The organism is Promicromonospora sukumoe (genome assembly GCF_014137995.1).
In the GTDB taxonomy this organism is placed as follows: domain Bacteria; phylum Actinomycetota; class Actinomycetes; order Actinomycetales; family Cellulomonadaceae; genus Promicromonospora; species Promicromonospora sukumoe.
The window spans coordinates 616,681-636,044 of the sequence record NZ_JACGWV010000001.1; the positions used below are offsets into that span (position 1 = coordinate 616,681).

The following is a 19,364-nucleotide window of genomic DNA, read 5'->3' on the forward strand; positions in this document are numbered from 1 at the left end:
GGGCGATGACGATCCTCGACATATTGTTGGACTGGGACGCCGATCGGGACGACGGCCGGCCGGGTAGCTCGTGGTTCAACGGGCTCGCGGAATCTCTCAGGCGTCGACAGACCGAGTGGCTGGCTGAGGTCGGCGCGGTCGACCGGTTGGACGACGGAGCTTCGTGGGTGCTGCTCTCCTGGATCGAGGCAGCGGCGACCCAGGTCGTCAGGACCCGATCGAGGTCGGTGCTGGACGCTGCCGTCTTCGGGATGGCACTGATGACCAGGAGTGACCTGGACTGGAGGGACGTCTCTCTTGTCGGATCGCTCGTGCGCCGGGGCGCGCTCCTGGCCGGGCTTCCCTACGAGGCCGGCGTGACGGACGTCTGTGCACGTACTGGAGCGCTGGGTGAGGTGGCGGCTCCCCGGCTCCTGCGGATGGACTCGGCCATGCCCCGGACGTACGCCGAGTCGGGATCCGGCGAGACGTTCGTGTTCGAGCGGGTGTCTCCGGACTTCGATGTTGATGAGCTGGAACGATGGCTTGAGGGTGAGTCAGAGTGACAGACCGACAACCTCCGATGTGCCTGCTGGCATCAACGACGCCGTGAGCCCTGTCGCTGATGCCCGTGCTCAGTCGGGCTCGGGCGGGTCCTGGTCTGTGTCGGGCCGCCGCGCCATAGCCATCGCGAAGATCGGTGCGAGCCCGGCTCCGATCGCGATGCCGATCCCGATGCTCATCGGGCCGAAGAACCCGGTGAACACCGCGCCCAGCGCCACACCGACGCCGATCCCCAGCGCGAAGCCGGCGACCCAGTTCCAGGGTGGCTGCTTGGGGCTGCGCGGGTCATCAACGTGCTCGCCGGGTTCGTCGTCGACCATGAGGTCCACCGTAGGTGGGGAGCGCTGGCCAGGTCCTGCACTTTCGGGGGCAGCCGAAGGCTGATCGGCGCAGGGAGCTGCCGGGCCCCGCCTGGCGTTCAGTTACTGTCCCATGGGAAGTCGACGTGCCACCAGCGGTGGGAGTAGTCGAGCCGGGCGGGGAACTTCGCGAGGATCCGGTCGCCCATGCTCCGGACAAGGCGCCGGAGTTCTTGAGCCGGACGTCGGGGCAGGCTTTGAATCGCCTGCTCGAGCGTGTCCCGATCATCGCGCGTATCACCGCAGCATCCACGGATGCCGCAGCCGTAGACGAACTTCGGCCAGCGGTTTGAGGTTCTGGCCTCACGTTCCCAGTTCCTGAGAGCGCTGAAGATGCCTCCGGGCCAGTGCTCGGCCAGCAGGATGGCGGCGTGGGTTGAGCCGGAGAGCCGGCCGTCCTTCGTTGACGCTTCCCGAACCGGGTGGCGTCGTTGGGCCTCGGCCCGTCGTAGATCGCGTACGGCTGCGCGTCGTCGCAGCGTGGAGGGACGCCTACGCGGCATGTCCCTTCGTGTTGGTCAGCATGGTGAGGATTCTGGCATACCGAACGTAGGTGGCGGCTGGCATCATCGACGCCGTGAGCCCTGTCGCTGAACTCGCCCTCAGGGTCCTGCGTCGAGCCGATCTCAGGCTTGGGCGCGGGCTGAGTGACGACCAGATCGCTGACATCCAGGCCACGTACGGCTTCACGTTCAACCGCGACCACGCCGATGTTCTCCGACATGCGACGCCCAAGGTCTGGACCGACTGGACCGGCGACGAGCAGAGCCTCCGAGACAGCCTTGGCTGGCCGGTCGAGGGCGTTCTGTCCGACGTCGCGAATGCCTTCTGGACGCCGGCCTGGGGCGAACGGCCGAGGACCAAGGCCGCAGCGGTCGACGTCGCCCGACGCCACTTGGCCGCAATGCCGCAGCTCGTGCCGGTCTACGGTAACCGGTACATTCCCGCAGCACCGGAGCCGAGTGGTGCACCGGTGTTCTCCGCCTACCAGACGGACGTCATTCATTACGGGACGGATCTCGCGGATTATTGCGCCCACGAGTTCCTCGGGGTTTCGACGGGCCGGACCCATCACCGGCGTATCGAATTCTGGTCCGACCTGGTCGAGGGGGTCGGCGGTGTCGAATTCTGGTGATCGTAGGGGCCATGACTGCTAGCGCAGACCGGCAGTCCGTGACACACCGGGTGAGTTCCTCGGGGCTGGAACTGCTTGAGATTCTTCCCGACAGCGGTGCTCTGAACGGAGCGTGGCGGCGCGTCATCAGAGGCGACGTCGTGCCCGATCTTCGGGTCCCGGATGTCGACCGGGCGAGCACGCTGGAGAACCTCGCCGCCCGCTGGCTGGAATGCATGAGGCGCTGGGGAGTGGCGGACGAAGGGGAGAACTTCCTCATCGGCCTTCCCGGGTCGCCGCCCGAGGTGGCGCTCGCGACGATGACCGGCGAGGTCGACCTGTCTCCACTCGGTCTCTGTCCCGGCGAACCAGAATTCGTGGCCAGCAATCTCGATCGCACCGTGGCCGTCGGCGTGACGGCTGAGGAGCGGGAGTTCTGGATCGTACGAGTCGACTGGGACGGTGCCCCAGCCAGCCTTTGAACGTCGGTCGAGCGTGTCACGCCGCCCGGTCGTCGCGCCGCACCGGCATGAGGAGCACGACGGCGTCCGGCCCGTGCACCGCCGCGAGGCGGAGGGCGTCGCGTTCACCGACCGTGAGCACGAGGTCGGCGTCGCCGAACGAGCGGACGGCGTCGGCGAGGTACTCCCGGTCGAACGCGACGGATCCGGGCTCGTCGCCCACGCGGACCTCTGCGGGGTCGAGCCCGAGCAGGACTAGATCGCCGCGTCGGACACCCGGCCGTCGCTCGGCCGGGCCCTGCACGACCTGGGCCAGCAGGTCAGACGCCGTCATCGTCACACCACCCCTGACCGATGACGCCCCCGCGCTCCAGGACCCGTGCGCATCGAGCAGAGCCCGGTAGTCGGGGTAGAGCGCATCGACGGCCGCACCCTCCACGTCACCGAGCGCGACCCGGTTCGCGGTAAGAGACACATCAACCGGCCCGGTCTCCGCGCCGGCCAGAAAAGCGTCCACGACCGCGACCGGCACGATGACCCGCACGGCCGGCCCCGTCACGCCCGAGAACGGGACACCCACGACACCCATCCGGTGCCGGTCCGTCGCGACCAGCCGGAGCGCCCCGCCGTCGACGTCGAACAGCACCCCGCGCAGGGCCGGCCAGCCGGAGCCGTCACCGACGGCGTGCCGGACCGAGCGCAGCGCGGCACGCAGCTCGGCGGCATCGACCGTGACCCGAGTGGTCGCCGCCAGGAGTTCTCGCACCTGCGCGAGGTGGGCGGTCGACGCGGCGAGCTCCGCCTCCAGGCGACGCTGATGGGCGTCGACGACCCGGTGGGCGGTGACGGGGTCGCCGGTGATGACGCGGCAGATGTCGGCGACCGGCATCCCCGTCAGCCGCATCCGGGCGACGAGCCTCGCGCGTTCGACCTGGTCGGGCGCGTACCAGCGGTAGCCGGTGGCCGGGTCCACGCGCGCGGGGCGCAGCACGCCCGCGGCGTCGTAGTAGCGCAGGGCGCTGACGGGCAGGTCCGAGGCGCGCGAGAACGCGCCGACGGTGAGCATCGTTGCGGGGTGCACGGGTCCAGCATCGACCCTCGACCGGGTCGAGGGTCCAGCCCAAGTCACGACGACGCCGACCGGAGCCGGGTAGCGGCCAGAGCGCACAGCCCGAGGACGACGGCGCAGCAGCCCAGCGCCGCACCCGCGGAGACCCGTTCGGCGAGGGCACCGAGCAGGTTGTTGGACACGACGACCGGCGCGAGCTGTGCCAGCGCCGTCCACGCCTGGACCCGCGCCAGGTGGGTGCGCGGCGCGCTCCCCAGCACGAACGGCGCCAGGTGCGCGACGGCGACGCCCGTCCCGACCCCGACGACGACGGCCGCTCCCGCGACCAGGACCGGCGCACCGACGGAGGCGACCAGCCCCACGCCGCCCGCTGCCACGGCCAGCCCGAGCGCCACGGCCCGCCCGGTCCGCCGCGCCGTCCCGGTCCGGGCCACGACGAGCGTGGCGCCGATCGACCCCGCCGCCTGCGCGGCGACCACGAGACCTGTCGTCCCGGCGCTCCACCCGGACGCCCGCCCGAGCAGCGGCACCAGCAGCGACGACACGGGCAGGACGACGGCGGCGACGGCGCCCGTCAGCACGAGAGCGACCGCCAGCCCGCGCGTCCGGGCGACCACGCGGGCGCCGTCGGACAGGGACCGCCAGAGCGGTTCCGCGCCCGGCCCGACGTCGCGCCGGGGCCGGATCACCGCGAGGACGAGCAGGACGACGGCGAAGCCGGCGGCGTCGGCCACCGCGATGGCGGGCAGGCCGACCGTGGCGACCAGGAGGCCGCCGAGCGGCGCGCCGACGAGCAGGACGGTCTGGCCGAGGCTCTGGCGCAGGGCCAGCGCGCGGGGGAGCGCGGCGTCGTCGACGAGGCGGCGGGGCATCGAGCCCAGGGCGGGCAGGGAGAACGCCGAGACGATGCCGGAGGCCAGGCCGGCGGCGGCGAGCAGCCACGGCGTCGGGCCGGTGGCGTGCAGGCCGGACGCGAGCGCGAGGCACACCGTGACCATGACGGACTCGGTGACGAGGAGCAGGCGTCGGGCGCCGACGCGGTCGGCGACGGAGCCGCCCACCAGCACCAGGAGGAGCCGGGGCAGGCCCGACGCCGTCAGGACGAGTGCGGCGACCTGGCCGCCGTGCGACGCCGCGGCCCAGCCGAGCGCGAACCACAGGACGGTACTGCCGAGCTGGCTGAGGGTGCTCGCGGCGAGAAAGGCGAGCCAGGCGCGGGGGAGCGGTGCGGACATGCCGCGACCCTGGGGGATCGACCGGGTCGAGGGTCAACGGCTTCGGACCCGGGGGAGCAACCCCGCGACTACGATCGAACGCGTGCGACTGTTCGAGAACCTGACCGCGACGCCGCGACCCGCCTGGCCCGAGCTGCAACACCTCGTCGACGAGGCGTCGGTGAGCGTCAAGATCCTGGAGGCCGACGACGCGACCAGCCGCCGCACCCTCGAACAGCTCCAGGTGACGACCGGGTCGTTCCTGGGCGCCGTCGTCGTGCACACTGGCGGGTTGCTGATCGACCAGGGATGGCTGCGGGTGTACGGCAGCCCGGGTGGTTCTGGCGGCCTCGTTGGCGCGGACGACGTCGGGGACGACGTCGGCCCGCCGGACCCGGGGCGGCTGCCCGACCTGGCCGCGATGAACGAGTTCCCGCCGACCCCGGAGGCCTCCTGGTACGCGGCCCACGGGCTCGTCGTCGCGCACGACGTGCTGGGCGGCACCTACGCGCTCAACGGGCCGCATCCGGGGTCGGTCGGGCGGCCGGGAGGTCCCGGCGAGATGACGTACCTCGCGCCCGACACGCTCCAGTGGGAGCCGCTCGAGGCCGGGTACGCGGCGTGGCTGACGTGGGTGCTCGACGGCGGTCTGACCGACTTCACGGAGGGCCTGCGCTGGGACGGCTGGGAGGCCGAGACCCGCGGCCTCGCCGGTGACAGCGGGCTGAACTTCTTCCCGCCGCTGTGGTCCAAGGAGGCGCACGAGGATCTCGCGGCCACCAGCCGGGCCGTCGTGCCGATGTCCGAGCTGGTCGGGGTCGCGCGGTCTACTGCTGCCCAGATCGACGGTGCTGATCTCGGGCCTTTGGGGACGTTCGGCGGGCCGGTGGGCTGAGGCGGGCAGCCCAGTCCGGAGGCGTTCTCCGGACTGGGCCGCGGTAGGGCCGGTCAGTCGCGGTCGAGCTGCTTCTCCGCGCGCTCCGCGCCCGCCCCGCTCTCGAGCCGGCCGTCGACACGGTCCTCCCAGAACGTCGCGTTCTCGATGCCGAGCCGCCGCGGGTCGAACTGCGGGTCCAGCCCCCGCTTCTTCTGTTCCCGGTAGTCCTTCAGCGCCTTCAGCGCGGGACCCTGGAGGAACAGGATGCCGACGATGTTCAGCCAGGCCATCGACCCCACGCCGATGTCGCCGAGGCCCCACGCCGCGCCGGCGGTGGTCACCGCGCCGTAGGCGACCGAGACCAGCACGAGCGCCTGCAGCGCCCGCTGCATGGCGCGCGCGGCCAGCCGGTTGGTCATCTTGCGGGTCAGGTAGTTCAGGTTGGTCTCGGCCATGTAGTAGTACGCCACGATCGTGGTGAACACGAAGAACGCGAGGACGATCGCGATGAACGACGGGCCGGCACCGGGGAACACCGAGTCCAGGCCCTGCTGCACGAACCCCGGGCCGGGCTCGACGTCGGTGCTCAGCCCGCCGCTGCCCTCCTGGATCACGTCGCTGGGCCAGACCTCACCGGCGAAGGTGTTGTACATGCCCGTCGAGATGATGATGAACGCGGTGGCCGAGCACACGAAGAGGGTGTCGATGTAGACCGCGAAGGCCTGCGCGAACCCCTGCTTGGCCGGGTGCGAGACCTCGGCGGCCGCGGCGGCGTGCGGGCCGGTGCCCTGGCCTGCCTCGTTGGAGTAGATGCCGCGCTGCACGCCCCACTTCACGGCGAGGCCCAGGATCGCGCCGAACACCGGCTGGACGCCGAAGGCGCTGCCGAAGATCAGCCCGAACACCTCGGGGATCGCGGTGAAGTTCACGAAGAAGACGACGACCGCGATGAGGATGTAGAGCAGCGCCATGGCGGGCACCACGATCACGGCGAAGTTGGCGATGCGCTTGACACCGCCGATCACGATGAAGCCCAGGAGGATCACCAGGCCGATGGCGGTGACCCAGGTGGGCACGCCCCAGGCGCTGTCGATCGCGGAGGCCATGCCGTTGGCCTGCACACCCGGCAGGAAGAAGCTCATCGCGAGGATGGTCACGACCGCGAAGAGGATGCCGTAGGTCAGCGACAGGCCTCGCGCCTTGTGCTTGTAGGCCTTCTCGAAGTAGTACGCCGGGCCGCCGCGGTACTCGCCGGTGTCCGGGTCCTTCTCCTTGTAGATCTGGCCGAGTGTGCACTCGATGAACGAGGTGGCGGCGCCGAGGAACGCGGAGGTCCACATCCAGAAGACGGCGCCGGGGCCGCCGAAGGCGATGGCCGTCGCGACGCCGCCGATGTTACCCATGCCCACGCGGCCGGCCAGCGACATCATCAGGGACTGGAAGGACGACGTGCCGTCCTCGGACTTCTCGCCCTTCCTGAGCTGGCTGAGCATGTCGGGGATGTGTCGGACCTGGAGAAAGCCGGTCCGGAGGGAGAAGTACAGGCCGGCGAGAAGGCACAGGGCGATCAGCGGGATCGACCAGATCAGCTCGTTCGCAGTACTGATGCGATCGGCGAAGGTCATGTGTTGCTCCAGGGTGTGGTTGTTCGGACACTCGCACCGGGGAAGACCAGCGCGTCCGTGGCCGCGCTCCGCGCACGCCGCCTTCCGGCGGCACGCCGTCTGTGAGCGCGATCACGGACTGGCAATGGCGGCCACCCTAACGGGTGAAATCTGGGTGAACGCTCGTTTCGCTCAGAGTTGGGACCCTGGGCCCAGAGATGTGATCAGGCTTGGTCTGTCGCCTGAGGCTGAGCGAGGTCGAGCTGGTACCAGTCGTTCCCGTCGAACAAGTTCAGCGTCGAGCCGCGGCACTCCGGCCCCAGTCCCCGTGGGACGGGCTTGCCGCTGGGCATGGACAGGTAACCGCGCCGGCGCTGGTTGAACGACTCGGCACCGAGAGTTCCGGTCGTGAAGAGGTTGCGGTCGGCGGAGGACCCGACGAGGCCGACCGCGTCGCCGGTGAAGACGACGCCCCTGACGCCCTCGGTGCCCGTCGGGTGGACGGACGTCTGGCCGTCGCGGACCCGGATCAGCTGTTCCGCGCCGAAGTCGTAGGCGATGACGCCGTCGTCGGACACGTTCATCGCGTCGCACTCCGCGATGACGGTCCCTGTGCTCGTGGGGAACTCCCACTCCTTCTCGAAGCCCAGCGACCACCGCACGAGACCGGATGAGCCGAGGGGCTCGGGTCCGTCGAAGCGCCAGCCGTTGTTGCCGCCGATGCCCTCGTCGAAGTAACCGACCCAGATCCGCCCGTCCCGGTCGACCTGCAGGTGCGCGATCCCGTCACCGAGCGTCCCGCGCCGGACGACGCGGCCGTCCGTGCCCACGACGAGGGCGTTCTTCTCGGCGCCCTCCGACGTCCACGCGCAGCGGGACCGGGCGATGAGGTACCCGCCGTCAGGCAACGGCTGGACGAAGGCCTGGGCGACGGGCACAGCGGCGATCACGACGTCGCGCGGCTGGAGGTTCGATGTCGTGTACGACGCCAGGGCGACCGTGCGACCAAGCTTGCCCAGGTCGCGGCGTCCGGCCTGGACCACCGCATGCCCGGTGTCTCGCCCTCCGGCCCACATGACGACGGGACCGTCCGGGCCCATGCCCACGGAGGCGACGGTTCCGAAGCCGTCTGGCGGCACGAGTGCGCCGACGTGCCGCAGCCGGTGCTCGGTCCCTCGGCGCCGCTTCGTCGTCACGACGTCGGAGCGTAGCCGGTGTTGACCACAGCAGTTCCTGCCAGTCGGACAGGAAACTGGCAGCAACCGCTGTGGTCAACACCGGCTGGCAGTAGCTGCTGTGGTCCACGGTCAGCCGAGGGTCGTCCCGGTCTCCTCCGCCAGCGTCGCCAGGAGCCGGTCCTGGAAGCCGACGTCGAGCGCCGCCGCGTGCGGCTGCTGTCGCTCCTGGTGGTACCAGTAGTCGCCGCTGGTCAACGCCTGCGGATCGTCGCTGGTGACCAGCCACTCCTGCGTGCGGTGCCCCAGCTCCAGGTTGTCCGGCGCGCCGGCCCCGCCCATGCGGGTCGGCACCCACCCGGGGTCGACGGCGTTGCTCAGCACCCCGGGGCGCAGGCGCGCGGCGGCGGCCGCCAGTGCGGTGACGTACAGCTTGCTGTCGCCGTACGAGCCCGCGGTCCGTCCCTGCCAGTCGACGCCGTCGAGCACCGGGCGCCCGCTGTAGTGCGAGCCGCTGCTCAGGTAGACCAGGCGGCGTGGTGCGGGCAGCAGGGCTGTGAGCAGGTACGGAGCGACGATGTTGACCGGCATGACGGCCGGCCCGCTCCATATCCCGGCGTTGTGGATCACCGCGTCCAGCGGGGCGTCGTCGGCCAGCTGCGAGGCGAGGCCGAGGACGTCGTCGCGCTCGGCAAAGTCGGCGACCACCAGCTGGGCGCCACGGTGGACCATCGGGCGTAGCGCCTCCGCCCGGCGGGCGTTCCGTGCGTGCACCACGACGTCGTGGCCCTGGGCCAGGAGGGTCTCGGCCGCGAGGCGGCCCAGCCCGTCGGCGGAGCCCGTGACGAGGATCCGGTAACCGGTCGTTTCGTCCATGGTCATCGATCGTAGGCCGCATCACGCGGCGGCGGGTGAACTCCGGAAGGTTTGATTGACCGGCTCCGTGCCTCGCTGATTGAGTCCCGCCATCGGTATCAGCGCAGGCGAGCGTGCTTGAGGTCGATGGCCCGGTCACCGATCAGAGGAGCATCCTGATGAGTCGGACAGTGCCGTCCCGCATTGCTCGATGGCTGGTCCTCGCGCTCGGCCTCGTACTCGCAAGCTGCGCGCTCGCGGGTTGTTCCTACGGGGCGGAGCTGCGACAGGTGCAGCAAGGCCTCCTCGACGAAGGGTTCGACGACGCCGGGGTGTGGGTCCGGTTCTTCGAGTCGCGGGAGGTGTCGGAGGACCGCGTCGAGGTGGTGTTGGTCGGCAGCTCGATGGACCGCGAAGCCGCCTGGGAGATCGCGGCCACGGCCGTGTGGGAGAAGCTTCCGGTGGAGTTCGACTATCTACTGGTCGAGTACGAGGGCGAGGTCGACACCGCCACCTACGCCGAGCTGGAAGGCGAGTTCGGACCACGGCCCGACGGGTTGGTGGAGCATTCGGCGCCCGGGGCTGTTGTCGGCACAGTCGCTCGTGTTGTCGCGGTGTTCATCGTGATTGGAGTAATCGCGCTGGTGCCGGTCATGGTGCTGATCCGCCGGAACCGCCGTCGTCGTCGGCTCCGTGGCAAGGCGCGACCGGCGGTGTGAACTCGCCGAAACCTACTGCTTGCCCGGCCGCAGCGCCCGGAGGTACCGCCGCCGATAGACGCGCTGGGCGATCAAGATGAGCGGGAAGAGCCCCCGCCAGACGCCTCGGCCGCCTCGGGTGAGCGAGCGCAGCGTGAGGCGGACGTCGCCGTCGTCGTCCCGGTGGACGATGAACGCCTCCTCCCCGGAGACAGGGTGGCCCGCCAGGGTGCCGTAGGTGAGGGCGGCCCGGCTGCCGGTCGAGACCGTCGTGATGATCTGGACGGGCTCTCGCACCCGGAACGGCCCGATCCGCGCGACCAGCCAATAGCGCTCTCCCGGACGCGCGTTGCGTCCTGCGTCGAGCGGCGGGTCGACGGCGAACCCGCGGCCACCGGGCCGAGCGCTACCCTCGGGCGCGTGGGTGTTCCGAGATGACGAAGCCGTGGCTGCCCCTGGAGCCAGATCCCCTGACCACTGGTCCTGCCCTCACGCGCTTCGCCGTCGAGGCAGCGGAGCGGGAACTGGGCGTCATGCTTCCAGCGGCCTACGTCCGCACGCTTGAACACTGCAACGGCGGGTTTGTGATCAGGGGCGTCTTTCGGACGGTGTTCCCGACGTCCTGGGCCGAGGACCATTTCGAGGTGACGTCGGTCCTGGGCATCGGGGGTGTGTTCGGAATCGACTCGACGTCGGACACGTCGAGCAAGTACCTCATCGCCGAGTGGGAGTATCCGGAGATCGGTATCGTCATCGCGCATACGCCGTCCGGTGGGCACGACACCGTCATGCTGGACTACCGGGAGGCCGCGCCGGGGCAGCCATGCGTGGTGTACGTCGACGAGGATCGCGTTCCTCGGAAGATTGCTGAGTCCTTCGATGAGTTTGCGGCTGGGCTCACTGATGCTCTGCGTGCGGAGTAGTCGACTGTGCAGCATCCCGACTACCAGTCGCATCAGGTGATCGACGATTCCGTTCGAGCGGCTGCGCGTCTGGTGGCCGGTTCTCTGAGACCCGAGCAGTACGACGACGTCATTCACCTCCTTGATCACGGAGAACCCGGCATCGCGCTCGATACCTTGTGCAGCCACCTGTACGAGGACGACATCGAGATCGACGACGGCGCTCGCCGGCAGATCGCGCATGCCGGCGAGCTGATGGGGACGAGCCCCTTGGTGTGGGAGCGCCTGGCCCCGGCCCCGTGGCCCGACGTCGACCCCGCTACATGGTGGACCTTCCAGACCGGCGAGCCAGCCGATGCCGAGCATTCCTGGAACGTGCGTCGCGAGTTAGAGCGGGAGATCGGCGTCGGCCATGTTCTGCACGGAGAGCGGTTCGATGTGCTCGCACGATTCTCTGGCGCCGACAAGGTGCTCCTCCGCCTGGCCGGTGGGCGCTTTGCGGTCGTTCACCCGACGTGGAGCGTGAGAGCGGAGCCGTCGCTACGGCTTGCGACGGTGGTACTTCCCGACCTTCATGGGGCCCAGGTCGAGGTGGACCGCATCTCTGACCTTGGCTGAGCCGCCACCCTGACGAACGAAAGATTGCCATGGCATCCATGAGGGACTGGGAAGTTCGATCGCTCCAGTGGGCGATGGTTCCGCGATCGCGTGAGGCGATACTCGGGTGGGAAGAGGCCGAGTGGAAATCTTCCATTGTTATGCTCGCTGTGACCAATGGCGGTGAATATGGCGTCGGTGAGTGGGATGAGGAAACCTTCGGCATGAGAGGAATCGTCGGGGTCGATACCATCATCTCGCTCGCACTCTACGAGGCTGTTCTCATACCAGAGCTGAACGGTCGTCGGGACGGCGTTCTTCTGCAGCAGTGCGCGGATTTCCTTGAGGCGGTTCTGGATGGCTATTACGATCTGGTGGAACGCTGGGTCGTAGACATCGCTGGCTATTTCGAAGGAAACCCTGATGCATGGGCGGCGTTCCAGGTGTTCGCGGGTCCGTTATTCATGAGGTTGTTGAAGGCCGAAGGCCTTCGCTGACAGGCGCTAGGTTGGCGGCCGTGAGCAACTGCGCAGCGCGGATCGACCCACCGGTCGACGAGCTCGACCTGTCCGGTGTCCTGCTGCGGACCGACTACACCGACGACGACCGCTTCACGAAAGTGCTCGCCGATTCCCGGCGGCCGGCAGGGGCGCACGGCGTCTACGGGGCGAAGCTCCTGGTCGTCGAGGACCCATGTCTGGCCAGGATCACTCCGGAGCAGATCATCGAGCTGGTCGACGTCGAAGACTTCGCCTTTGTCGCGGACGCGCGATCAATGGTCGACAGCACTCTTCTGGTCGTGGACCTGTTCGAGGACTCCGACACCTACCTGACCGCATTTCGCGTCATCCCGGAGGCGGTCTTCGTCGTGGAGGCGAACCTCGTTCTCGCGAACCTTGATTTCGCCGATCTGCTGGACGTCGCCGGCTCCGATGGTGTCTTTCGGGAGACGTTCGGGCTCTGACTCCGGTCGTTCAGGACAGACGCGACGCCGTCGGCGCAGCGGCCTGCCGCAGCCGGTCAGCCAGCTCGTCGGCCAACGACCTCGCGCGCGCCAGCTCCTCGATGATCCTGCGGACCGCGTAGTCCCCGCCGGGCCCCATGTAGCCGGACCCCGTCGGCGTGAAGCGCGCGACGTCGGTCGGGTCGTTGCGCCGGATGGCGCCGACGTCCAGCAGCTCCATGGCGGCCTTCCACGCACGGTTCATGCCTCGGGTCCCGTCGATCGGTGGTCTGTTCCTCACCGTCGCGGTGAGCACTCGACCCAGCGTCGTCGCCGCGACGTCACCCTGCTAGGGACCAAAGTCCCGCCGTGCGGGGGGCCAAGGGCACAGGGGGCTATCTTGTTGCGCAAGGTACCTGCTATCGTGTGATGCATGATACCGACGTCGGACATGGTGCTGACGCAGTTCCGCAAGGGAGTCGTGGAGTACTGCGTGCTGGCCTGCCTGCGCTCCGGGCCGGCCTACGGGCTCGAGCTCGCCGAACGCCTCGGCACGGACAGCACCCTGCTGACCAGCGAGGGAACGCTGTACCCGCTGCTGTCGCGCCTGCGTCAGCAGAACTGGGTCACCACCACCCAGGTGCCCTCCGCGGTGGGTCCTCCGCGCCGGTACTACGAGATCACCGACGAGGGCCGGGCGGCGCTCGACACCTTCACCGCCACCTGGTCCCGTTTCACGGCAGACGTCCGCACGACCCTGGAGTCCTGATGACCACCACCCCCGAGTTCCCGCCGATCGTCGACGCCTACCTCGCCGACCTCGACCGCGCCCTGGCCTCCGCCGATCCCCGCGAGCGCGCGGAGACCGTGGCGGCAGTACGTGAGCACGCCGCCGAGGCGCTCGCACGGCACGGCTGGGACGACGCCTCGGCCAGCCGCGTGCTCGACGAGCTGGGCCCCGTCGACGCCATCGCGGCCGAGGTGACGCCCGCCCCGACACCCGCCGCTCCAGTACCTGCCCCGGCGAAGTTCGAGGCCACCGACGTGGTGCTGCCGATCCTCGCCGTCGTGCTCTGGCCGCTGGCACCGGTCACCCTCGTGTGGGCGATCGTCCGGCTGCGCGCCGCGGTGGGAAACCGGGGTCTGCAGTGGCTCACGATCGTGCTCAGCGCCATCCCCACGGTCGGCGGCATCGTGCTCCTGCTGCTGCACAACCTGAGCCTTCTCGGCAGGTGAGCGACGGATTAGGCAGCGACTCGCAGCCCCTCGAACAGCGCCGGCTCCAGCGAGAGCTCCCCTGACGCCACGCTGCCGTCGTCCGCGACGCTCGCCCGCTCGTGCGTCTGGAGGTAGTCGCTGACCAGGGGGAAGGCGTAGGAGCCGAGGGTGGCGCCCACGAGACCCGCCACCAGGATGCCGCCGACCCAGTTGATGATGACGCCGTCGAACGCCTTCTCGCCGTGCGCCCGGCGCTCGCGGTGCAGGGCCAGGGTGATGACCCAGGTCAGCACCGGGATCACGAACGTCCCGGCCACTGCCACGCCGCCCACGGGCGGCATGCTGCCGGAGGACCTCCCGCCCATGACGTTGACGAGGCTCCCGTCCAGGATCGAGAAGAAGGCGATGACGGGCAGGATCAGGTAGCCGAGAACGGCGATCACCCAAACCCAGGCCTGCCGGGATCTACCGTCCTGCATGTTCGTGCTGCCCCTCTCGCTGCGGTGTCGATGGCATGTCTACCAGGGCAGAGGCCGTGGACACGCGAACGGGCTGTGATGTGCGGATATCGACTTGGCGACATCCTTTCCGACGGTGGAGTCACCCGGGTGATCTGCACGCCGGACCCTCGATCCGCTCCGCCACGGGCGCGTATGTTCACGCCCGTGGCGGACTTCCTGAGCGAGTTCTGGGTCGGCCTGCTGGTGCCCGGCGTCCTTGCTGTGCTGACCGTGGGCAGGAATGCGTTCCTCCGGGCGGTCCGCGACGGGCGCATCGACCTGGCAGACCTGGAGCGGCCGATCCTCGTGTTCGTCGGCGGCTTCATCACCGTGGTCGCCAGCCTGTTCCTGGGCTGGGCCCTCATGCACCTGAGCACCTGGCTCATCCCCTGGGGCGTGGACGCCACGACCTACCTCTCCACGGACCCCAGATGGTCGCCCGACGTCGCGCAGCAGGTGCGCGACGTCGGCCTGGACCTCGGCGGAAACTGGCGCTGGTGGGGGACGCTCGTCGCGGTACTTCTCCCCGGGCTCATCTACGCGACGTTCGCGGACGCCGAGCTGAACCACCGCCCCGGCGTCGTGCACACGTACCTCGTTCCGTGGGCGATCTGCCTCGCCGTGCTGGTGCTGTCCGCCGGCGCCGTCGCGGTCCACCTGGGCGTGAACTGGTATCTCGGCTCGGAGGTGCCGAGCGACTTCCCGATGCCGAGCGGCCTGAGCGGCTCCCTGCCGTGGGACGTCTCCTGGACCGCCTACCTCGCCGCCGTCATTGCCGCCTTCTGGGCGATCAACGTCACCGCCACCTGGCTCTCCCAGGGGGCGGGCGGCGGGACGAGGGCAGCGGGACCAGGCCGGGGCTGACGGCGGACAGGCCCGGGCCTCAGATGTCGTAACCCCCGGAGACCTCGATCGACTGCGCGTTGATCCAGCGGTTGTCGTCGGAGAGCAAGCTCGCGATGACGTCGCCGACGTCGTCGGGCTCGCCGACCCGTCCCAGCGCCGTGCGGCCGGCGAGCTGCGCCTCGAACTCGTCGTTCAGCCCGCCGCCCAGCTCGGTGCGGATAGCGCCGGGCGCGACCGAATTCGCCCGGATCCGGCGGTCGCCGAACTCCTTCGCCATGTAGCGGGTCAGCACCTCGAGGCCGCCCTTGAAGCTGGCGTACGGGGCGACCCCCGCGGTCGCCACGCGGCTCGTCGCGCTGACCATGTTCACGATCTGGCCGCCGTCGGCGATCAGGGGCAGCAGGGTCTGGGTGAGGAAGAACGGGCCCTTGAGGTGCACGCGGAACAGGCCGTCGAACTGCTCCTCGGTGACCGTGGCGATCGGGTTGTAGAGGCCGTACCCGGCGTTGTTGACCAGGTAGTCGACGTCGGTCCGGCCCCAGGTCTCCTGGACGGTGTCGCGGACCGCTGCGGCGAACGCCGGGAAGGTGGTGGTGTCGGTGACGTCGAGCTCCAGCGCCACCGCGGTGCCGCCGTCGGCCCTGATCTTGCCGACGACGTCCGCCGCCGCGTCCGGGTTGCTGTTGTAGGTGAGGATGACGCCGAGGCCGCGCTTGGCGCAGGCGAGTGCGGTGGCGGCGCCGAGGCCGCGGCTGCCGCCGGTGATGATCACGATGTTCATGGCACCGAGTCTTCAGCCGCGACGTCGTCCGGAGAAGGACGTGGCTGCCTAGGAGCGCCGCACCCAGGCAGCGGGAACCGCGACGTCCCGCACTAGGCTGAGCCGCATGCCCGACCGCGTGCTCAAGGTGCCCACCCTCGACGAGGTCGCGCAGCGGGCCGGGGTGTCGCGGTCGGTGGCGTCACGCGCCATGAACAACGCCCGCAACGTGAGCCCGGCCAAGCGCGAGGCGGTCGCCCGGGCGGCGAGCGAGCTCGGGTACGTCCCGAACGCGACGGCCCGCGCCCTGGCGACGAGCACGGGCGGCTCGGTCGTCCTCGCCGTTTCCGACGACGACCCCGCGCTGTTCGGCGACCCCTTCTTCTCCCAGGTGCTCGTCGGCGTCGCCGGAGCCCTGGACCGGTCGGAGCTGGACCTGACGCTCATGCTCGCGTCGTCCGAGCGCGGCCAGGCCCGGCTCGACCGGCTGCTGCGCTCGCGGCGCTCCGACGGGCTGATGCTCATGGCCCTGCGCGGGGACGACCCGCTGAACCGGCTGGTGGCGGAGACCGACCTGCCGGTCGTCGTCGGCGGCCGGCCGATGCGCGGCGAGGCCCGCTGGTACGTCGACGTCGACAACCGGGGCGGTGCCCGCCTCGCGACCGAGCACCTGCTCGGGTCCGGACGACGTCGGATCGCCACCATCACCGGCCCGATGGACCTGCAGGCGTCGGTCGCCCGGTACGACGGGTTCGTCGACGCCATGGCGGTGGCGGGACGCGGCTCCGACCTGGTCGAGCACGCCGACTTCAGCTTCGAGGGCGGCGCCCAGGCGATGGCGCGGCTGCTCGCCGTCGACCCTGACATCGACGGCGTCTTCGCGGCGTCGGACAACATGGCGGCCGGCGCCGTCCGTACCCTGAAGGCGCAGGGGCGTCGCGTGCCCGACGACGTCGCCGTGGTCGGCTTCGACGACCTGGAGATCGCGCAGCACACGGAGCCGGCGCTCACCACCGTCAGCCAGCCGATCCGTGGCCTCGGTCAGGAGATGGCCACGATGCTGGTGCGGCTGATCGGTGGTGAGTCGCCGACCCCGGTCATCCTGCCGACCCGCCTGGTCGTGCGGGGATCGGCTCCGGCCTCGGACTGACTCCGTGTCGGGTGAGGTCAGTACTGCGTGTACTTGACCCACTCGTAGGTCGCCGTCCGCTGGCCGGTGTAGTTGAACGGCCCGAGCCAGCCGTCGACGCCGGTGCCCGGCCACAGGTTCATCATGATGCGCTGCGGACGCGTGGGCAGTGGGCCGCGCGAGCCGTTCTCCTGGTGGACGAGGCGGCCGTCGACGAACCAGTTGATCGTGCCGCCGTTCCACCACTCGATGGCGTAGTCGTGGTACCCGGCCGCGGCGTCGAAGCCGAGGTCGATGACCGACTCGTGGCCGCCGACGCCGTTCGTGAAGTAGTTGGTCTGCATCTGCCGGGTGTTCTTGCCGAGGATCTCGACGTCGATCTCGTCCCACGGCTGGCCGTCGCCCGGCCCCGTGTAGGTGAAGAACGAGGTGACGATGCCCGACCCGGACGCCGCCTTCATCCGCACCTCGAAGCGCCCGTAGGAGTAGAGCTCGTTGCTGCGGTACTCCCCGGAGGCGTACGGCCGGCCCGAGCAGCCGCCCGGGCAGGAGGTGTTGTCCAGGTTCAGGCCCAGGACGCCGCCGTTGTGCCAGGCGTGGTCGGCGCGCCAGCCCGCGTTGAACATGCCGCCGTTGGTCCAGCCGTCGGCCTTGTGCCAGCGCGCCGTGTTGTAGGTATCGAGGTTGTCGGTGAAGCTGCCGCCGACTGCGGCAGCCGGGGGCGTCAGGCCCGGGGTGGCCGTGAGCCCGAGCAGCAGGCCGAGGGCCAGTGCTGGGGCAAGGAGCCGGCGTCGGCGCCTGGCTTTGGCTCGGTCTCGGGTGGTGGAGCGGTGCTGCGTCGTCGTTGATCGCATGCGTGCCTCCGTCTTTCTTGGGGTTTGGTTTTTGGCTGGTTGGTGGGTGGCGTCAGGAGCGGACGCCGCCGTCAGTGGTGCGCGCCGAGCCGCGGCTGGGCGAGCTCGATGAGCTCCCGTGCCTGCTCGGGGAACCAGTGGCCGGCGGCCGGGGCGACCATGCCGCGCTCCGGGTCCTCCGGCCCGCCGAGGCCGCGGAAGCACTGGCCGTCGGACTCGCCGGGGATCTTGATCCACAGCAGGGCGTCGACGAGCTCGTTGCCGGTGTCGGTCGTCGGCCTTTGGCCCAGTCCGCGGTCGGGCGGGTTGCACCACGTCTCGGCGTCGGGATAGACGCCCGCGGGTGCGGCCCAGGCGCCCCGGCCGTTGCGGCTGGTGTCGACGACGAAGTGCGTGGTGGGCTCGACGTCGCCCAGTACCAGCTCGTAGCGGGAGTCGATGCCGGCGGTGTTCAGCGCCGGATCTGCCGCCGTCCGGCTCCAGAGGCCCTGGTTGGACAGGGTCACGCCGGTCCAGTCGTTCGCCGGGCCGCCGCTCCAGTACTGGTTGCCGCAGCCGGCGTAGTCGTCGGGGGAGACCTGCGTGACGTAGGCGATGCACTGGGAGACCCAGGTGCCGTAGGCGACGCTGTTCTCGGTGAACTCGTAGTTGGACACGTTCAGGAAGAACCCGTCCGCGCGCTCGACGCCGGCTTTGACGAGCCGGTCGGCGGACTCGCCGACGTTCAGCCAGGACGCGCCCGTGCCGTCCAGGTACACGACGGTGTTCGGCAGCTCCTGGAGCCGGTCGATGGCGTAGTTGAGCATCTCGAAGCGCTCCGCCGCGGCGTCCCGGCCGGTGGTCTCGGGGTCGTACTCGGGCGGCCGGCAGTTCTCGAGCTGCCCGTCCAGGGTCGTGTACCAGGGGATGACGCCGAGCCCGTCCGGCTCGAGGACGACGGCGACCTCCTCGCGGCCGATGCCCACAGCGAAGCCGTCGATCCACGCCTTGTACTCCGCGACGTCGCGGGCGCCGCCGGCCGAGTAGAGCGAGCAGTCGCGGAACGGGATGTTGTACGCGACCAGGACGGGGACCTTGGTGCCGGTGCGCTTGACCAGCTTGTGGACGTCCTTCTTGACCTCGGTGGGGGTGCCGTCCGTGAACCAGGTGGAGCTGGGGATCTTGCTGAGGAGCAGGGCGTCGCGCTTGGCCTGGCCGCGGAGGGCGTGTGCTGCTTCCTTCGTGGAGCTCTGGGGGTTGTTGTAGAGCTTGGTGCCGGGGCTGAGGACGTCGTTGGCTGCCCAGGCAGGGGTGCTGTTGCTGAGGATGGTGGTGCCGCCGAGGAGGGCGGTGCCGAGCGCGCACGCGGTGAGCGCGGCCAGGAGCCGGCGCGGTCGTCTCATGAGGGTTCTCCCAAGGTCTCTGCGAACGCGTCGTTGCGTGTTCGTCGCGGTGCTGCATGGGACGTGCACAGAACTGGAAGATTATGGAAGCGCTCCCAGTTCGATCATGGTGTGGGGAGGTGGGGGAGCGTGTCAAGGGTTGCCTGGCCGGATCCGGTGCTGCGGTCGCAAACCTTGGTCTGGACCGCGGGCAGTACCCAGGGCAAGACCGGAGACCGTGAGGCAGTAGCGGTTGGTGAAGCCGGACCGGCGAGGACGGCGTCC

General features: G+C 69.9%; 25 protein-coding genes. 13 read left to right on the forward strand and 12 right to left on the reverse strand.

Annotated features, from left to right (window positions below; genetic code table 11):
• The first annotated feature begins 5 nt into the window (after positions 1-5).
• Positions 6-545, forward strand: coding sequence for a hypothetical protein (locus FHX71_RS02805; protein ID WP_182614323.1), 540 nt, complete (start codon positions 6-8; stop codon positions 543-545).
• A 69-nt stretch (positions 546-614) separates the two neighbouring features.
• Here the strand turns inward: FHX71_RS02805 and FHX71_RS02810 are convergent, their stop codons facing one another.
• Entirely contained in the window at positions 615-863 is a 249-nt protein-coding gene (locus FHX71_RS02810) for a hypothetical protein (RefSeq protein WP_182618781.1), read from the reverse strand.
• A gap of 592 nt (positions 864-1,455) precedes the next feature.
• On the opposite strand from FHX71_RS02810, the gene FHX71_RS02815 reads away from it, so the two are divergent.
• Together FHX71_RS02815 and FHX71_RS02820 are read left to right on the forward strand one after the other, a co-directional pair.
• A complete protein-coding gene (locus FHX71_RS02815; protein WP_182614324.1) occupies positions 1,456-2,037 on the forward strand; it encodes a hypothetical protein in 582 nt (193 codons plus the stop codon).
• An 11-nt stretch (positions 2,038-2,048) separates the two neighbouring features.
• Complete coding sequence (locus FHX71_RS02820) at positions 2,049-2,498, forward strand: hypothetical protein (RefSeq protein WP_182614325.1); 450 nt, start codon at positions 2,049-2,051, stop codon at positions 2,496-2,498.
• A gap of 16 nt (positions 2,499-2,514) precedes the next feature.
• Here FHX71_RS02820 and FHX71_RS02825 read toward each other — a convergent pair whose 3' ends face one another.
• Both FHX71_RS02825 and FHX71_RS02830 read right to left on the reverse strand, forming a co-directional pair.
• The gene (locus FHX71_RS02825) at positions 2,515-3,558 is read right to left on the reverse strand and encodes a DNA polymerase III subunit beta family protein (RefSeq protein WP_182614326.1); all 1,044 of its coding nucleotides are present in this window, start codon (positions 3,556-3,558) and stop codon (positions 2,515-2,517) included.
• Positions 3,559-3,602: 44 nt separating this feature from the next.
• Entirely contained in the window at positions 3,603-4,781 is a 1,179-nt protein-coding gene (locus FHX71_RS02830; RefSeq protein WP_182614327.1) for an MFS transporter, read from the reverse strand.
• Between the two features lie 82 nt (positions 4,782-4,863).
• On the opposite strand from FHX71_RS02830, the gene FHX71_RS02835 reads away from it, so the two are divergent.
• Positions 4,864-5,655, forward strand: coding sequence for a DUF2625 family protein (locus FHX71_RS02835; protein ID WP_312876903.1), 792 nt, complete (start codon positions 4,864-4,866; stop codon positions 5,653-5,655).
• A 53-nt stretch (positions 5,656-5,708) separates the two neighbouring features.
• Here the strand turns inward: FHX71_RS02835 and FHX71_RS02840 are convergent, their stop codons facing one another.
• The 3 genes from FHX71_RS02840 to FHX71_RS02850 all read right to left on the reverse strand — a co-directional run bounded on the left by FHX71_RS02840 (position 5,709) and on the right by FHX71_RS02850 (position 9,292).
• Entirely contained in the window at positions 5,709-7,262 is a 1,554-nt protein-coding gene (locus FHX71_RS02840; protein ID WP_182614329.1) for an alanine/glycine:cation symporter family protein, read from the reverse strand.
• A gap of 203 nt (positions 7,263-7,465) precedes the next feature.
• Positions 7,466-8,437 (reverse strand): hypothetical protein, encoded by a 972-nt coding sequence (locus FHX71_RS02845; protein WP_182614330.1) that lies wholly within the window; start codon positions 8,435-8,437, stop codon positions 7,466-7,468.
• 111 nt (positions 8,438-8,548) lie between these two features.
• Entirely contained in the window at positions 8,549-9,292 is a 744-nt protein-coding gene (locus FHX71_RS02850) for an SDR family NAD(P)-dependent oxidoreductase (RefSeq protein WP_182614331.1), read from the reverse strand.
• Positions 9,293-9,405: 113 nt separating this feature from the next.
• Here FHX71_RS02850 and FHX71_RS02855 point away from each other — a divergent pair, with 113 nt between their 5' ends.
• Positions 9,406-9,990, forward strand: coding sequence for a hypothetical protein (locus FHX71_RS02855; protein ID WP_182614332.1), 585 nt, complete (start codon positions 9,406-9,408; stop codon positions 9,988-9,990).
• Positions 9,991-10,002: 12 nt separating this feature from the next.
• On the opposite strand, the gene FHX71_RS02860 is transcribed toward FHX71_RS02855, so the two are convergent.
• On the reverse strand, positions 10,003-10,434 hold the full coding sequence (locus FHX71_RS02860) for a DUF1990 family protein (RefSeq protein WP_182618430.1): 432 nt from the start codon (positions 10,432-10,434) through the stop codon (positions 10,003-10,005).
• Here FHX71_RS02860 and FHX71_RS02865 point away from each other — a divergent pair.
• The 4 genes from FHX71_RS02865 to FHX71_RS02880 are packed head-to-tail and all read left to right on the forward strand — an operon-like array spanning position 10,404 to position 12,432.
• A complete protein-coding gene (locus tag FHX71_RS02865; protein ID WP_182614333.1) occupies positions 10,404-10,892 on the forward strand; it encodes an SMI1/KNR4 family protein in 489 nt (162 codons plus the stop codon). The genes FHX71_RS02860 and FHX71_RS02865 overlap by 31 nt on opposite strands.
• Positions 10,893-10,898: 6 nt before the next feature.
• Complete coding sequence (locus FHX71_RS02870) at positions 10,899-11,489, forward strand: MafI family immunity protein (protein ID WP_182614334.1); 591 nt, start codon at positions 10,899-10,901, stop codon at positions 11,487-11,489.
• Between the two features lie 38 nt (positions 11,490-11,527).
• The gene (locus FHX71_RS02875; RefSeq protein WP_182614335.1) at positions 11,528-11,965 is read left to right on the forward strand and encodes a hypothetical protein; all 438 of its coding nucleotides are present in this window, start codon (positions 11,528-11,530) and stop codon (positions 11,963-11,965) included.
• A 20-nt stretch (positions 11,966-11,985) separates the two neighbouring features.
• On the forward strand, positions 11,986-12,432 hold the full coding sequence (locus tag FHX71_RS02880) for a DUF6924 domain-containing protein (RefSeq protein WP_376770137.1): 447 nt from the start codon (positions 11,986-11,988) through the stop codon (positions 12,430-12,432).
• A 10-nt stretch (positions 12,433-12,442) separates the two neighbouring features.
• Here the strand turns inward: FHX71_RS02880 and FHX71_RS02885 are convergent, their stop codons facing one another.
• Positions 12,443-12,676, reverse strand: coding sequence for a hypothetical protein (locus FHX71_RS02885; protein WP_182614337.1), 234 nt, complete (start codon positions 12,674-12,676; stop codon positions 12,443-12,445).
• Between the two features lie 168 nt (positions 12,677-12,844).
• On the opposite strand from FHX71_RS02885, the gene FHX71_RS02890 reads away from it, so the two are divergent.
• Together FHX71_RS02890 and FHX71_RS02895 are read left to right on the forward strand one after the other, a co-directional pair.
• Positions 12,845-13,180, forward strand: a complete 336-nt coding sequence (locus FHX71_RS02890) for a PadR family transcriptional regulator (RefSeq protein WP_246402166.1) — start codon at positions 12,845-12,847, stop codon at positions 13,178-13,180.
• A complete protein-coding gene (locus FHX71_RS02895) occupies positions 13,180-13,647 on the forward strand; it encodes an HAAS signaling domain-containing protein (RefSeq protein ID WP_182614338.1) in 468 nt (155 codons plus the stop codon). Before FHX71_RS02890 ends, FHX71_RS02895 begins: the two co-directional genes overlap by 1 nt.
• 8 nt (positions 13,648-13,655) lie before the next feature.
• On the opposite strand, the gene FHX71_RS02900 is transcribed toward FHX71_RS02895, so the two are convergent.
• Complete coding sequence (locus FHX71_RS02900) at positions 13,656-14,072, reverse strand: hypothetical protein (protein WP_182614339.1); 417 nt, start codon at positions 14,070-14,072, stop codon at positions 13,656-13,658.
• 222 nt (positions 14,073-14,294) lie between these two features.
• Between FHX71_RS02900 and FHX71_RS02905 the strand changes: the two genes are divergently transcribed.
• Complete coding sequence (locus FHX71_RS02905; RefSeq protein ID WP_182614340.1) at positions 14,295-14,993, forward strand: hypothetical protein; 699 nt, start codon at positions 14,295-14,297, stop codon at positions 14,991-14,993.
• 19 nt (positions 14,994-15,012) lie between these two features.
• Here the strand turns inward: FHX71_RS02905 and FHX71_RS02910 are convergent, their stop codons facing one another.
• Positions 15,013-15,756, reverse strand: a complete 744-nt coding sequence (locus tag FHX71_RS02910) for an SDR family NAD(P)-dependent oxidoreductase (RefSeq protein WP_182614341.1) — start codon at positions 15,754-15,756, stop codon at positions 15,013-15,015.
• 106 nt (positions 15,757-15,862) lie between these two features.
• Between FHX71_RS02910 and FHX71_RS02915 the strand changes: the two genes are divergently transcribed.
• Entirely contained in the window at positions 15,863-16,885 is a 1,023-nt protein-coding gene (locus tag FHX71_RS02915; protein ID WP_182614342.1) for a LacI family DNA-binding transcriptional regulator, read from the forward strand.
• Positions 16,886-16,902: 17 nt separating this feature from the next.
• Here FHX71_RS02915 and bglS read toward each other — a convergent pair whose 3' ends face one another.
• Positions 16,903-17,718 carry a beta-glucanase gene (bglS, locus tag FHX71_RS02920; RefSeq protein WP_182614343.1) on the reverse strand — a complete coding sequence of 272 codons (816 nt, stop codon included), beginning with the start codon at positions 17,716-17,718 and terminating at the stop codon, positions 16,903-16,905.
• A gap of 71 nt (positions 17,719-17,789) precedes the next feature.
• The gene (locus tag FHX71_RS02925) at positions 17,790-19,100 is read right to left on the reverse strand and encodes a glycoside hydrolase family 6 protein (RefSeq protein ID WP_182614344.1); all 1,311 of its coding nucleotides are present in this window, start codon (positions 19,098-19,100) and stop codon (positions 17,790-17,792) included.
• Positions 19,101-19,364 lie beyond the last annotated feature (264 nt).